This window comes from Pseudomonas sp. TH31, from assembly GCF_016650815.1.
Taxonomy (GTDB): domain Bacteria; phylum Pseudomonadota; class Gammaproteobacteria; order Pseudomonadales; family Pseudomonadaceae; genus Aquipseudomonas.
In genome coordinates this window covers 18800-33040 of sequence record NZ_JAEKEZ010000037.1, presented here as the reverse complement: position 1 = coordinate 33040, position 14241 = coordinate 18800, and the positions used below count along the sequence as shown (strand labels likewise).

10 protein-coding genes and 4 pseudogenes are annotated in these 14241 nt (G+C 60.8%); 9 read left to right on the top strand and 5 right to left on the bottom strand.

Annotated elements, in window-relative coordinates:
• Positions 1-63: 63 nt before the first annotated feature.
• Positions 64-1257 carry a purine nucleoside transporter PunC gene (gene punC / locus JFV26_RS30445; protein WP_201197305.1) on the bottom strand — a complete coding sequence of 398 codons (1194 nt, stop codon included), beginning with the start codon at positions 1255-1257 and terminating at the stop codon, positions 64-66.
• 122 nt (positions 1258-1379) lie between these two features.
• On the opposite strand from punC, the gene punR reads away from it, so the two are divergent.
• The gene (gene punR, locus JFV26_RS30440; RefSeq protein ID WP_201197304.1) at positions 1380-2315 is read left to right on the top strand and encodes a DNA-binding transcriptional activator PunR; all 936 of its coding nucleotides are present in this window, start codon (positions 1380-1382) and stop codon (positions 2313-2315) included.
• 343 nt (positions 2316-2658) lie between these two features.
• Positions 2659-2862 carry a hypothetical protein gene (locus JFV26_RS30435; RefSeq protein ID WP_201197303.1) on the top strand — a complete coding sequence of 68 codons (204 nt, stop codon included), beginning with the start codon at positions 2659-2661 and terminating at the stop codon, positions 2860-2862.
• Positions 2863-2939: 77 nt separating this feature from the next.
• On the opposite strand, the pseudogene JFV26_RS30430 reads toward JFV26_RS30435, so the two are convergent.
• A pseudogene (locus JFV26_RS30430) lies at positions 2940-3231 on the bottom strand (3-methyl-2-oxobutanoate hydroxymethyltransferase); the annotation flags it as partial.
• Between the two features lie 179 nt (positions 3232-3410).
• On the opposite strand from JFV26_RS30430, the pseudogene JFV26_RS30425 reads away from it, so the two are divergent.
• A pseudogene (locus tag JFV26_RS30425) lies at positions 3411-4788 on the top strand (pyridoxal-phosphate dependent enzyme).
• A complete protein-coding gene (locus tag JFV26_RS30420; RefSeq protein ID WP_201197302.1) occupies positions 4785-5963 on the top strand; it encodes a cystathionine gamma-synthase in 1179 nt (392 codons plus the stop codon). The pseudogene JFV26_RS30425 and the gene JFV26_RS30420 overlap by 4 nt, the downstream one beginning before the upstream one ends.
• A gap of 46 nt (positions 5964-6009) precedes the next feature.
• Here JFV26_RS30420 and JFV26_RS30415 read toward each other — a convergent pair whose 3' ends face one another.
• Positions 6010-6900, bottom strand: coding sequence for a LysR substrate-binding domain-containing protein (locus JFV26_RS30415; protein ID WP_201197301.1), 891 nt, complete (start codon positions 6898-6900; stop codon positions 6010-6012).
• 211 nt (positions 6901-7111) lie between these two features.
• Here JFV26_RS30415 and JFV26_RS30410 point away from each other — a divergent pair.
• The 5 genes and pseudogenes from JFV26_RS30410 to JFV26_RS30390 all read left to right on the top strand — a co-directional run bounded on the left by JFV26_RS30410 (position 7112) and on the right by JFV26_RS30390 (position 12591).
• A pseudogene (locus JFV26_RS30410) lies at positions 7112-8229 on the top strand (ABC transporter ATP-binding protein).
• A gap of 15 nt (positions 8230-8244) precedes the next feature.
• Positions 8245-9165: an ABC transporter permease gene (locus tag JFV26_RS30405; RefSeq protein WP_201197300.1), complete on the top strand. Its 921-nt coding sequence runs from the start codon at positions 8245-8247 to the stop codon at positions 9163-9165.
• Positions 9162-9970: pseudogene (locus JFV26_RS30400) on the top strand (ABC transporter permease). The gene JFV26_RS30405 and the pseudogene JFV26_RS30400 overlap by 4 nt, the downstream one beginning before the upstream one ends.
• Before the next feature lie 28 nt (positions 9971-9998).
• A complete protein-coding gene (locus JFV26_RS30395; RefSeq protein WP_201197299.1) occupies positions 9999-11045 on the top strand; it encodes an ABC transporter substrate-binding protein in 1047 nt (348 codons plus the stop codon).
• A 61-nt stretch (positions 11046-11106) separates the two neighbouring features.
• Positions 11107-12591 carry an amidase gene (locus JFV26_RS30390; protein WP_201197298.1) on the top strand — a complete coding sequence of 495 codons (1485 nt, stop codon included), beginning with the start codon at positions 11107-11109 and terminating at the stop codon, positions 12589-12591.
• A 170-nt stretch (positions 12592-12761) separates the two neighbouring features.
• Here JFV26_RS30390 and JFV26_RS30385 read toward each other — a convergent pair whose 3' ends face one another.
• Both JFV26_RS30385 and JFV26_RS30380 read right to left on the bottom strand, forming a co-directional pair.
• Positions 12762-12950, bottom strand: coding sequence for a hypothetical protein (locus JFV26_RS30385; protein WP_242487957.1), 189 nt, complete (start codon positions 12948-12950; stop codon positions 12762-12764).
• A 222-nt stretch (positions 12951-13172) separates the two neighbouring features.
• Positions 13173-14099, bottom strand: a complete 927-nt coding sequence (locus tag JFV26_RS30380) for a Gfo/Idh/MocA family protein (RefSeq protein ID WP_201197297.1) — start codon at positions 14097-14099, stop codon at positions 13173-13175.
• Positions 14100-14241 lie beyond the last annotated feature (142 nt).

Here is a 14241-nt window from a genome sequence, read left to right as displayed (position 1 = left end):
GTTGAAGATCAAAAGATCGCAGCCTTCGGCAGCTCCTACGGGGGGGATGCGAGATGAGCTGATTTAGCTTTTGGCTTGCCCAAAGCGTTCAGCCTCGGCCTGCTTACTCCGCTGAATCCAATATCCCAATACTGCCAATGGCACGGTCCCCAGCATCACAACTACCGCGATCTGCAACGGCTGCTCAACCCACGACGACACCAGCAAACTGGCGCCAAAGCACATCCCCAGTTGCAGCGCGTTCTGCAACGCCGCCGCTTTGCCGGAGTTTTCCGGGAATGGCATTAGTGCATGGGTGACGATGATCGGGAAACTCGCGCCGTTGACCAATCCCAGCAGGCAGAACGGGATCAGCAGTGTGGTCAGGGTCGGTGTGGTCAATGTTGCCACCAGGTACAGCGCGACCATGCTGATGCAATAGGCGAGGATCAGCCACGGCAGCATGGTTTTGCCGCTGATCCGTTGCAGCAGGCTGCGGCAACTGAAGCCGCCGATCAGGAATCCTATCGTTGGCAGTGCGTAGCTCAGGCCGATGTCGCTGGGGCTGTAGCCCATGCCGCCGAGGATGAAGGGTGAAGCGGTGAGCCAGGCGAAGAAGCTGGCTGAGCAGGCGGCGTAGATCAAGACGTTGCCGCTGAATGCGCTGGATTTGAGCAGTTGTCCGAAACTGATGCGGGGGCGTTCGCCGTTGGCGGTCAGGCGTTTCGGCGTGGCTTTGAGCAGCGCGGTGGGTACCAGCAAGGCGACGCTGATGCCGACCAGCACGGCAAAGATTGCCTGCCAGCCCCAGTGATTGAGCAGCAGCGCGCCCAGCAGTGGCGCGAGTGCGGGTGACAGGGACATCAGCGGGATGATCGCGGCGAACAGGCGATTGGCTTGTTGTGCCGGGTAGCGGTCGATCACCAGCGCTTGCCAACTGACCGCCGCCGAACACACGCCGACGGCCTGGATAAAGCGCAGTGCCCACAGTTGCACGTCGGTCTCGACCCAGAACATGCCCAGGCAGCCCAGCGCAAACAGGCTCAGGCCCATCAACAACACCGGTTTGCGGCCGATGCGGTCCGACAGCGGCCCCCACAACAGTTGCCCGACGGCAAACCCGGCGAGGAAGATGCTCAGGCTCGCCCCGACCGCGCCAGCCGACAAGTGCAGGTCGCCGCCGAGGGCGCCGAACGCCGGTAAATACATGTCCATGCCCAGATAGCCGAGTACGCTCAGCCCAACCAGGTAACCCGTGAAACCAAAAGAATTTTTCATCAACGCCCTAACTGAATCTTCAATCAAATAATTTGTTAGCAGCGTGCCATTATGAATGGTGAGATTTTCATGTGAAGCGTTAATAATTGAACGCTCTTATCAATATTTTTGAAGGCAGTTGAATGTGGTCTGAATATTCCCTGGATGTGGTTGATGCCGTGGCCCGGCACGGCAGTTTCAGTGCGGCGGCCCAGGAACTGCATCGCGTACCTTCGGCCGTCAGCTACACCGTGCGCCAACTGGAACAATGGCTGGCCGTGCCGTTGTTTGTGCGGCGGCATCGCGATGTCGAGCTGACAGCGGCCGGCAAGCTCTTTATCGAGCAGGCTCGCGGGGTGATGAAAACCATGCTCGACACCCGCCGTCTGTGCCAGCAAGCGGCCAACGGCTGGAGCGGCCAGTTGAGAGTGGCGGTCGATGCGATCGTCAAACAGGAGCGTTGCCGGCAACTGGTGTTGGACTTTTATAAACAGTTTCCCGACGTCGAGTTGCTGCTCGGCTACGAGGTGTTCAACGGCGTGTGGGACGCCCTCGCCGATGAGCGCACCGACATCGTGATCGGCGCCACCAGTGCGGTGCCGGTGGCCAGTCATTACAGTTTTCGCGACATGGGCCTGCTGGACTGGTTGTGCGTGGCCAGCGCCCGGCATCCGTTGGCGGCATTGAGCGGTGCGCTGGATGACGATCAATTGCGCCCCTACCCCGCGCTGTGCATGAACGACACCTCACGCCACTTACCAAAACGCGACACCTGGTCGCTGAACAATCAACGTCGGCTGGTGGTGCCGAACTGGGCCTCGGCCCTGGATTGTCTGCGCGAAGGTTTGTGCGTGGGCATGGCGCCGGCGCACTTGGTGCGCCCGCTCATCGAGCAAGGCGAGCTGGTGGCCCTGAACCTGCAACGGCCCTTCGCCGCCAGCCCATCCTGCGTGGCGTGGAACCAGAACAAGCTGTCACCGGCGATGGCCTGGTTGCTTGATTACCTGGGGGATGCGCAGACGATGAATCAGGAATGGTTGAATGGAGCGCTGGTTTTTCCGAGCGACAGCGACCTCTAGGGGGCGTTCTCAATTAGTTTTCACGCCGCGCCGGGTCTGCTGTTGTGCAGGGCAAGGCGCGAGAAGCGTGGTTTGATCATTCCAAATAAGCTTCGAGCAACGCAGCCCTGCACAACAGCAGGCCCGGCCCTTCGGGTTGTGCCTTAAAGCGGGCCAGCCTGCGTTGCAGGCCTTGGAAAGGGAACAACCATTCCCAGCGGCCTGCGCCTTGCCTGGCCCGCTTTAAGGCAACAACACGGCGGGAAAACTAATTGAGAACGCCCCCTGGCAAGACCGCCGGAAAATATCTCGAACTCGCGCCCTGCCGCTGTATCCAACGATTAGGTCAATGGAGGTAAGTGCGATGAATAACGATGATGTCAACAACGCCGATTCAACGTCAAACGGCCAGGCTACCGATGCTTCGGGCAAACCGGTCAATGTGGTGGAACGGGACCTTGAGGATCAGGAGGGTCCGACCGCAGGGGTAGATGAAGTGTTTACGCCCTCTTCGATCAGGACCAAAGAGCAGGAAATTGAGGAGCTCAAGAAAAAACCGACGCCATAGAACGCGAGGTCGCAGACGGGAACTAGCCAAATGCTTCAGCCGGAGGGGCTAAAAGGATGGCCCCTCCACCAGCCGCCTCAAACCGAAATAGCCATGCTCTGCGCCGGAAATCCCCCACCCTTCACCGCCGCCATATTCGCCTCCAGCGCCGACTGGATACTCCCCTGCCCCGACATGAATTACCCACAAACCTGGGTCTGCGCCCGGCCAGGGACAACCCGGCATGTCGTGCAGCACCAGCACCTGACCACCGGTCCCCGCTCCCGCGCCGATGCCAATGACCGGCATGCGCACGGCTTGACTGATCTGTTCGGCCAACGGGCTCGGCAGGCATTCCACCCGTAGCATTGCAGCGCCGGCCTTCGTCAGGCGACCGGCATTCTGCATAGCTTGATCGGGGCTGGTGTCACTCATGAAGGGCCTGTCGACAAGGTTGCGGCTAACGCCATCCAGGCCTATGGTCTTAGCGAGATCTTGTAGGCGAATGTCGTGCGTAAACTCACCGTCAGTCGCTGTCCACCCAGTGCACATTCACAGGAGGTGACAACATGCCAAACAATTCCCGCCCGGCCGTGCTTGAACTGATCGGCAATACGCCGCTGGTGCGTGTCAGTCGCTTTGATACCGGGCCGTGCACGCTGTTTCTCAAGCTCGAATCGCAGAACCCCGGCGGTTCGATCAAGGACCGGATCGGCCTGGCGATGATCGACGCCGCCGAGCGCGACGGGCGCTTGCGACCCGGCGGCACGATCGTCGAGGCCACCGCCGGCAACACCGGCCTGGGCCTGGCGCTGGTCGGCCGTGCCAAGGGTTATCGGGTGGTGTTGGTGGTGCCGGACAAGATGTCCACCGAGAAGGTCTTGCACCTCAAGGCCATGGGCGCCGAAGTGCATATCACCCGCTCGGACGTCGGCAAGGGCCATCCCGAGTATTACCAGGACGTGGCGGCGCGACTGGCACAGGAAATTCCCGACGCGTTCTTCGCGGATCAGTTCAACAACCCGGCCAACCCACTGGCCCATGAGTGCAGCACCGCGCCGGAGATCTGGGCCCAGACCCAGCATGACCTGGATGCCATCGTCGTCGGCGTCGGCTCGGCCGGCACGCTGACCGGGCTCACCCGTTTCTTCAAGCGCGTGCAACCAGAACCTGGAAATGGTGCTGGCCGATCCGGTGGGTTCGGTGATGGCTGAATACAGCCGCAGCGGCACCCTCGGCAAGCCTGGTTCCTGGGCGGTGGAAGGCATTGGCGAAGACTTTATTCCGTCGATTACCGACCTCTCCAGTGTGCGCCACGCCTACTCGATCAGCGACGAAGAAAGCTTCGATCACGCCCGCCAGCTGTTGCGCGCCGAAGGCATTCTCGGCGGTTCCTCGACCGGCACTTTGCTGGCGGCGGCGCTGCGTTACTGCCGCGAGCAAACCGAGCCGAAGCGGGTCGTCAGTTTCGTCTGCGACACCGGTACCCGTTACCTGTCCAAGGTCTACAACGACCAATGGATGAACGATCAGGGCCTGCTGAAATACAAACGCTACGGCGACCTGCGCGACCTGATCGCCCGACGCTTCGAGGATGGCCGGGTGATCAGCGTCGGCCCGGACGACACCCTGCTCACGGCCTTCCAGCGCATGCGTCTGGCGGATGTCTCGCAACTGCCGGTGCTGGTGGACGGCAAGCGCCTGGTCGGTGTGATCGATGAGTCCGACATTCTGCTCGGCATGCAGCAAGACGCCTCGCACTTTCGCCTGACCGTGGCCAGCGCCATGACCGATAAGCTGCAAACCCTGCTTCCGGGCGCGAGTCTGGCTGAACTGCAAGCCGAGCTCGGCCGGGGCCTGATCGCAATCATTGCCGACGCCTCGGGCTTCCACGGCCTGATTACCCGCGTCGACCTGCTCAATCACTTACGGAGATCCCTTGCATGAGTCAGCATGATGAAACCGGTGCACCACAGGCCTTTGCCACCCGCGTGATCCACGCCGGGCAGGTGCCGGACCCTTCCACCGGAGCGCTGATGCCGCCGATTTACGCCAACTCGACCTACTTGCAGCAGAGCCCCGGCGTGCACAAGGGCCTCGACTACGGGCGCTCGCACAACCCGACGCGGTTTGCCCTGGAGCGTTGCGTCGCCGACCTTGAGGGCGGCAGCCAGGCGTTCGCTTTCGCCTCCGGGCTGGCGGCGATTTCCACGGTGCTCGAACTGCTCGACGCCGGCTCGCACATCGTCTCCGGCAATGACTTGTACGGCGGTACGTTTCGCCTGTTCGACAAGGTGCGCCAACGCAGCGCCGGGCATCGCTTCAGCTTCGTCGACCTGACCGACCTGGCGGCCTTCGAAGCCTCGTTGCAGGCCGACACGCGGATGGTCTGGGTCGAGACGCCGAGCAACCCGTTGCTGAGCCTCACCGACCTCAGCGCTATCGCCCGTGTCTGCCGCGCCCGCGGCATCATCTGCGTGGCCGACAACACCTTCGCCAGCCCGTGGATCCAGCGTCCGCTGGAGCTGGGTTTCGACATCGTCGTGCACTCGACCACCAAATACCTGAACGGCCACTCCGACGTGATCGGCGGCATCGTCATCGTCGGGCAGAACCCGGAACTGGCCGAGCGCCTGGGTTTCCTGCAAAACTCGGTCGGTGCGATCGCCGGGCCGTTCGACGCCTTCCTCACCCTGCGCGGCGTGAAAACCCTGGCCCTGCGCATGGAACGCCACTGCAGCAATGCACTGGAACTGGCGCAATGGCTGGAGCGTCAGCCGCAAGTGTCACGGGTCTACTACCCTGGCCTGCCCTCTCACCCGCAACATGAACTGGCACGCCGGCAAATGCGTGGTTTTGGCGGGATGATTTCTGTCGACCTGAACACCGACCTGGCCGGCGCCAAGCGCTTCCTTGAGACCGTGAAGATCTTCGCTTTGGCTGAAAGCCTGGGCGGCGTGGAAAGCCTGATCGAGCATCCGGCGATCATGACTCACGCGAGCATTCCGGCACAAACCCGTGCGCAGTTGGGGATTGGCGACGGGTTGGTGCGGTTGTCGGTGGGGGTTGAGGATGTCGAGGATTTGCGCGCTGATTTGGCCCAGGCCCTGGAACGGGTTTGAATGATGGATTGGCTGGAGCCTCGAACCGCTGATTTTTAGAGCCGGTTCAGGCTCCAAACTCTATTTCCAACTCGCTCTGCAACCATTGGATAAACCACGCCACGTCCGCCGACAGTTCGGCGGACGGCGTGAGCACCCGATAGCTTTCGAGCTTCACCTGCGCGTCCAGCGCCAGCACCAGACGACCGGCATCGAGTTCTTCGCGCACCAGCACTTCGTTGGCCAGTGCAATGCCCTGCCCACTCTCGGCCACCGACAGCGCGTGATCGTTGTTGACGTAAAGCAGGTCCGAATTCAGGTGAAAATTCAGGCCGTGAGCGGTGAACCACAGGTTCCACCATTCGCCGTCATCGACATGGATCAGGTTGTGTTTCACCAGATCGGCAGGACATTCGATGGGATCGATACTGGCCAGGTAAGCCGGGGTGCAGATCGGAAAGACTCGCGGACAGATAAGGGTTGCGCGGGAATGCGCGTACTCCCCGTCCATGCCGTAGACAATCCCGAGGTCGGTGTTCTTGCCATCCACCTCGGTGAAGGTGGAGTTGGGCTCGATGGCGAACTTCAAGCCCGGCCGCAAGTGACGCATCGCTTCAATGCGCGGCATCAGCCAGCGCTTGGCGAACCCCGGCACCACCATGATCCGCAGCCAGCGTTCGGCAGCCTTGGGCCGTGCCTCTTTGCCGGCTTCGATGATGAGCTGCAACGCTGCTGAAATCTTGCGGTGGTACTTCTCCCCCGCCGACGTCAGGGTGACCCCGCGAGACGTGCGTTCGAACAGTTGGATGCCCAACCACTCCTCCAGCAACTTCACGTGCCGACCGATGGCGGGCTGGGTCACGTGCAAGGCTTTCGAGGCTTCGACGTAGCTGCCCAACCGGGCGGCGGCATCAAAGGCACGCACCGCGTTGAGTGGCGGCAAACGGTCATCCGGCATGGCTGTCGACGCCCCTGGCTATTAAATTATTTAACAGCAGCTATGTTAAAACTGAAGTTTCGCTCCCGCAACCGCTCACTGATAATCGACCCGACAGCACAATAAAAAAACCGAACGCATTTCGATCCTGCCCAAAAAAACAATATCCATGGCCCGTCGGCATTGCTGTCCACAGCACATCCGCAGGCGGTGGGGGAATCGGAGGTAACGCATGAATGCCCTGCATTCGCTGCAAACGCTGGCGGTGTCTATCCGCTCGGTGCGCAAAGTCTACGGTGATCCACACTCTGGCCCGGTGGCGCTGAAAAGCATCGACCTGGACATTCACGACAACGAATTCTTCACCCTCCTCGGCCCGTCCGGCTGCGGTAAAACCACGCTTTTACGGATGATCGCCGGGTTCGAATTCCCGACCGAGGGCGAGATTTTGCTCTACGGCGAGAACATCGCCGACCGCCCGCCATTCGAACGGCCGGTCAACACCGTGTTCCAGCATTACGCGCTGTTCCCGCACATGACCATCGCTGAAAACCTGGCCTTCGGCCTCGAATCACAGCCGATGGGCAAAGTCCTGAAAAAGGCCAAATCACCGACCGAGTGCGCGAGATGCTCGCCCTGGTACAGATGGAACGGTTCGCCACGCGCAAACCGGCACAACTGTCTGGCGGCCAGCAACAGCGTGTCGCCCTGGCCCGCGCCCTGGCGCCGCATCCCAAGGTGCTACTGCTGGACGAACCGCTGTCGGCATTGGACCTCAAGTTGCGCCAGGCCATGCGCGAGGAACTGAAAACCATCCAGGCCAAGACCGGCATCACCTTCATCTTTGTCACGCACGACCAGGAAGAAGCCCTGACCATGTCCGACCGCATCGCCGTGTTGTCGGAAGGTGAAGTGCAACAAGTCGGCCGCCCGGAAGACATCTACGAACGTCCGCGTAATCGCTTTGTGGCGGATTTCATCGGCGAAACGAACTTCATTGAAAGCACCGTCACGCGTGTCGAAGCGGGCCTGGCGTGGTTCGCCGGGCCTGCCGGCCACCCGCTGCCCGCGCAACCTTGCAGCGACGTTCGGGTCGGCGCCACGGTGACGTTGTCGGTGCGTCCCGAACGCCTGCATCTGGTCCCTGCCAGCACCGAGCAGGCGCTGCCGTGCCGCATCGATGCACAAATCTACCTCGGCACCGACCTGCAATATCAAGTCAGCCTGAGCGACGGTTCGCGCCTCACCGTGCGCACCCCCAACAGCGTCGACCCGAACCTGCGCTTCGCCGTGGGCAGTCAAGCCGGTCTGTTGTTCGACCGCGGCAGCGCCAGCGTCCTGCACGATTGAGCACGAGGATTTGCCATGCACGCTTTACCGATCGCCCATACCCTGGAGCGCCGCCGGGCGTTCCAGAGCTTCCTCGGCGTCAGCCCCGCGCTGGTCGCCATCAGCCTGTTCCTGATCGTGCCCATCCTGATCGTCATCGGCTATTCGCTGATGGAGGCCAACCCCTACGGCGGGGTGAACAAGGTCTTGAGCAGTGAAGCCTACACATCGCTGCTATTCGAACGGCAACTGGATGACAGCCTGGCCTTTACCGACGCCTACCTGATGATCGCTTTGCGCTCTATCGGCATCGCCGGACTGACCACCCTGATCACGCTGCTGATCGGTTTTCCGGTGGCGGTGTGGCTGGCCATGCAACCGGCGCATCGGCGCGGTTTGCTGATTTTCCTGATCACCGTGCCGTTCTGGGCCAACCTGTTGATCCGCACCTATGCCTGGATTCTGCTCCTGCGCAATACCGGGGTGATCAACAACAGCCTGGTGGGCCTCGGCCTCATCGACCAGCCGCTGCAAATGCTCTACACCGACGGCGCGGTGCTGTTGGGCCTGGTTTATACCTACGCGCCCTTCGTCGTGCTGCCGATCTACGCCACCCTGGAAAAAATCGACACGCGCTTGCTGGAAGCCGCTCAGGACCTCTACGCCGGGCGCCTGCGCACCTTGCTCAAAGTGGTACTGCCGATCGCCAAACCGGGGATTCTGGCCGGCGCCATCCTGACGTTCGTGCCCTGCCTCGGAGCGATGATTGCCCCGGAATTGTTGGGCGGAGGGACTCGAATGATGCTCGGCAACCTCATCTTCAGGCAGTTCAGTGATGCGCGTAACTGGCCATTCGGTGCGGCCCTTTCGCTGGTGCTGATGGCGGCGGTGATGCTGGTGCTGACCGTGTATGCCTTGCGCGCCGAGCGCCAGCGCATCGCCAAGGGAGGTGCATGATGCTGCGTTTATTTAAACGAAACGGGTTGAGTGTGCAGGACTTCCCGGGTTCGGCGGCTTCAGTTTTCTGTTCTATCTGTACCTCTATGCGCCGATCGTGGTGCTGGTGGTGTTCTCCTTCAACGCCAACCAGTCCGCGACCGTGTGGACCGGGTTCAGCCTCGACTGGTATCGCGCAGCGTTCGCCAATCAGGCACTGCGCCAGGCGGCCGGCAACAGTCTTTTGATTGCCGTCTGCGCAAGCGTCGTGGCCACGGCCATCGCGACCCTCGCCGCCCTCGGTACGTCGCGAGGCGCCAGGTTCAAAGGCCTTCAACTGTCGATGGGCGCGATCATGCTGCCTCTGGTGCTGCCGGAAATCGTGGTCGGTGTCGCCACGCTCGCCCTGTTCTCCACCCTTGGCCTGTCACTGGGCTACGGCAACTTGATCATCGCTCATACCGTGTTCTGTATCCCTTTTGCCTACCTGCCGATTCGCGCCCGGCTCAATGACATGGACCTGTCGCTGGAGCAAGCCTCGGCCGACCTCTACGCCGGCCCTTGGCGGACCTTTCGCAAGGTCACGTTGCCGCTGCTGATGCCCGGGATTATCTCGGGATTGATGCTGGCCTTCATCGTTTCGCTGGATAACTTCGTGATCTCGATGATGGTCTCCCAGGCGGGCACCACCACCTTGCCGATTTTCATCTTCGGCCTGTTACGCATGGGCGTGACACCCGACGTCAACGCCGTTTCGACCCTGATCCTGGGCGTCTCGGTGCTGTTCGTCAGCCTCTCCTATCTGTTGAGCAAAAAGAACGCCTGAACCTTTCTACGTACTGTGGGGAAAAAGCATGAGCAAGTTGATTACAAGCATCGGCACCTCGTTGTTACTGACCTTGCCGCTGGCGTTTGCCGGCAGCGTTCAGGCCGCGGAAAAACTCAACGTGGTGAGCTGGAGCGGTTACTTTTCGCCGGAAATCCTCGCCAGGTTCCAGAAGCAAACCGGGATCGAAGTCACCGTAGACTCCTACGATTCCAACGAAACGCTGCTGGCCAAACTCAAGCAAGGAGGTACCGGCTATGACGTGGCGATTCCGTCGCACCAGTTCGTCCCGATCCTGATCAAGGAACATTTGCTGGAACGCTTCGACCCGATCAATGAGCCCTACTATGCGAACATCGTCGATAACCTGAAAAAGCCCACCTGGGACCCGGAAGGCGCCTATTCCGTACCTTTCATCTGGGGCACCACCAGCGTGGTGCTCGACGCCGGGCGCTACAAGGGGCCGACCGACAGCTACAAGGTGCTTTACGAGCCGCCGGCCGAATTGCAGGGACGCATCAACATGCTGGATTCGGTCAGCGACGTCATCGACATGGCCAGCCTGTACCTGAATATCCCGCTCTGCAGTGAAGACCCCAAGCAGATACAGCAAGTGCTAACCCTGCTCAAGGCGCAGAAGCCCTTCGTCAAGACCTACAGCTCCAAGGCCGGCTCGATCCGCGAAAACCTTGCCTCCGGTGAAGTCGACATGTCGATGTTCTGGGGTGGCTCGTCGATGCGCGCCCGGGAAATGAAACCCAGCCTGAAATACCTGTACCCGAAAGAAGGCGTGCTGGCCTGGGTCGATAACATGGTCATCCCGACAGGCAGCAAGAACCCGGCGAACGCCAAGGCGTTTATCGCGTTTCTGAGCCAGCCTGAAAACGCCGCGATGACTCAGAACTTTCTCAAGCACCAGAGCCCGATCAAGGGGGTGGAGCCGTTCCTCGACGCCGGTCTGAAGGACGCACCGGAGTTACACATTCCGCAAGGGACGCAGGTGGTGTTCAGCAAAACCTGCGGTGAAGGTGCGATCCGCCTGGCCGACCGTTTGTGGACCAACCTGATGCGTTGATTTTTTACCGCCCCGTCACGGCGACGGGGTGTTTCTCCAGCCGTCTGAAAGGCAGCGTGCAATGACTTCCAACACCCTCAGCGAACTGGTCCTGCTACAGGCCCACGAGCTCGCCGAACGTATCCGCCTGCGCCAGGTTTCCTGCCGGGAAGTGATGCAGGCTTACCTTGACCATATCGAGCGTTTCAATCCTCGTGTCAATGCGTTGATCAGCCTGCAAGCACCGGACGACCTGCTGGCCCAGGCCGACGTGCGCGATGCCGAGCTGGCCCGTGGCGAGTACCTTGGCTGGATGCATGGCTTGCCCCACGCCATCAAGGACTTGTCCCTGACCCGCGGCATTCGCACCACCCTGGGTTCACCGCTGTTCAAGGATTTTGTCCCGGAACGCGACGGCATCATGGTGGAACGGATCAAGGCCGCCGGCGCGATCATTATTGGCAAGACCAACACCCCGGAATTCGGTCTTGGCTCGCAAAGCTACAACCCGTTGTTCGGCGCTACCGCCTGTGCCTTCGACCCGAGCAAGACGGCAGGCGGCAGTAGCGGCGGCGCGGCGGCCGCATTGGCCATGCACTTGGTACCAGTGGCCGATGGCAGCGACATGATGGGCTCGCTGCGTAATCCGGCAGCCTTCAACAACATCTTCGGGTTCCGACCATCCCAGGGCCGTGTGCCGTTCGACGACGGTGCCGATCTGTTTTTCGACCAGCTCGGTTACGAAGGGCCGATGGGCCGTAGCGTGCGCGATGCGGCCTTACTCTTGTCGGTACAGGCGGGCGCTGATGCCCGCGCGCCGCTGTCCATCGCCGAACCTGGCAGTGCCTTCGCGGCACCGTTGGAACGCGACTTCAAAGGCACTCGTATTGGCTGGCTAGGCGACTTCAACGGCTACCTGCCAATGGAAAACGGCATTCTTTCGCTGTGCGAAAAGGCCTTTGCCGATTTCGAAAGCCTGGGTTGCCACATCGAATCGGTACAACCCGAATTCGCCCCGCAACAACTGTGGAGCAGTTGGCGAACCTTGCGCCACTGGACGGTGGCGGGTTCTCTGGGGCCAATTTATGCCGACCCGAAAAAGCGCCAGCTGTTGAAACCGGAAGCCTGCTGGGAAGTCGAAAACGGCCTGAAACTGTCCGCCAGCGAAGTTTTTTCCGCTTCGGTCGTGCGCAGTAACTGGTACCGGGCCATTTCCCGGTTATTCGAACGCTTCGACTACCTGCTGCTGCCGAGCGCTCAGGTCTTCCCGTTCGACAAAAATATCCCCTGGCCGGCCTCCATTGAAGGTATCGCCATGGACACTTATCACCGCTGGATGGAAGTGGTGATCCCGGGCTCGCTATCGGGTTGTCCGGTGGCCAATGTTCAAGTGGGTTTCAACGAGAACGGGCTTCCAATGGGCATGCAGATCATCGGTCGGCACCAGGCTGATTTTGCCGTACTGCAATTGGCCCACGCCTATGAACTGGCGAGCCGCTGGTTCACGCGTCACCCCTCGCCGCTACTGAATCAGGTTTTGAACATCCCTGAATCAACTCGGCAATAACGTGGAGGGTGTTCCGGCTGTCGGTGGCGGCGCCCCGGACGACGGGCCGTTTCAGGAATGAGCTGTCATTGCTTGCGACAGCTGGCAGGAAGCACGACGGCAGACAGAGGCATTGACCTGCTTGGTCGTCGAAACAGGTCGTGTCGCCGATAGCATTACTAACGTAGCCGTTACTTGTTAAGGCGCAGAGCGTCGAAAGCATCTCGCGCCTGGCATGCGGTATAGGTCATTTGCGCGGCGACCAGGCCGGCCAGACCAAAAGTACGGGTCAACCCGAACTTGCGGAAACCGTCGGGAATCGGAATGGACCTGGCGATAGCGTCAGCCAGAACCTCACCCGCCACCGTCGTGGGCGCCATGCCATGACCACCAAAACCAACGGCGTGCCAGACGCCTGCTTCATCCCCCGGTTCTTTCAGGCAAACCTCGTGTGCAGGATTTAGACTGCTTCGTCCGAACGCGGCCCGAACCGAACGCAGGCTTCGCCAGCTGCTACAGATCGCATTTAGCTTAACTGATCGGCATTGATACAAGGGGACAGACTTATTTACCGGGATTTAAATAAATCTCTCCCCCTTTTCCTAATCGTAAAACGGCTCAACCGACGCCCGACTGCCGACAAAAAAGCTATCGGCAACCAGTCGCAGCGGCTGGAGGTCCAGGTCACTGGCTTTATCGCCAATCAGCTGTTGAAAATGCCGATACACCGCTGCGTACTCGCCCTCCTCCGATACCGCCTGGCGCACCCCGTCGATACTCAACAGTGCGCCGCCGTTGTCCAGTCGCAGGATGCCTTCGGTGCAGCGAATCTCGATGCTCCAGAGTTCATCATGACCGTGGTCGAAATCAAACTCGGCGCGGACATCGAGTTGGCGCGCGTCAGACATCTTGATGGAAGCGGCAATCGGCGACTGGCAGTTGCCGGGGACGCGCAGTTCGGCCGACTCGACAAACAGCGGCAGTGCCAGCAGATGGGTGGCAATCGACAAGGCATTGATGCCGGGATCGAAGACACCCAGGCCTCCGGGTTGCCAGATCCATGCCTGGCCGGGGTGCCACTTGCGCACGTCTTCCTTCCAGTCGATCTGCACACTTTGCAGGGTGCGAGTGGCCAGCCAGTCACGGGCCGCCTGGATGCCGGGCGCGTAGCGTGAATGCCAGGCGAACAAACCGCTGACGCCTTGTTCCTCGACCTGATTCACCAGTGCCATCGCTTCACCCAGCGTGGCGCACGGCGGTTTTTCTACCAGCACGTGTTTGCCAGCGGCCAGCGCTTGTTGCACCAGAGCGAATCGTCCTTGCGGCGGTGTGCAGAACGCAATCGCATCGACCTGCGGGCCGTTTTCCAGCAGCTCGCGCAAGGACTGAAAGTTCTCAACCCCGGCGCAGGGCTGCCCTTGCGTGGCGACAGACACCAACTGGAACGCGGGATTGGCGTTGATCGCGGGGGCGTGTTGATCCTGGGCAATCTTGCCGTAGCCCACCAGACCGAGACGGATCGGTTGCATCAATGACTCCTGATTGTTTGTCTTGTTTTGGTCAGCGAAGGGGGCAAGGTTACGTTTGTAGGGTGGGGATGTCATTGATGGCGTGCGCGATCAAGCCCCCACAAGCCAGCGCCAGCCTGAAACGATTCACCCCTCATGATCA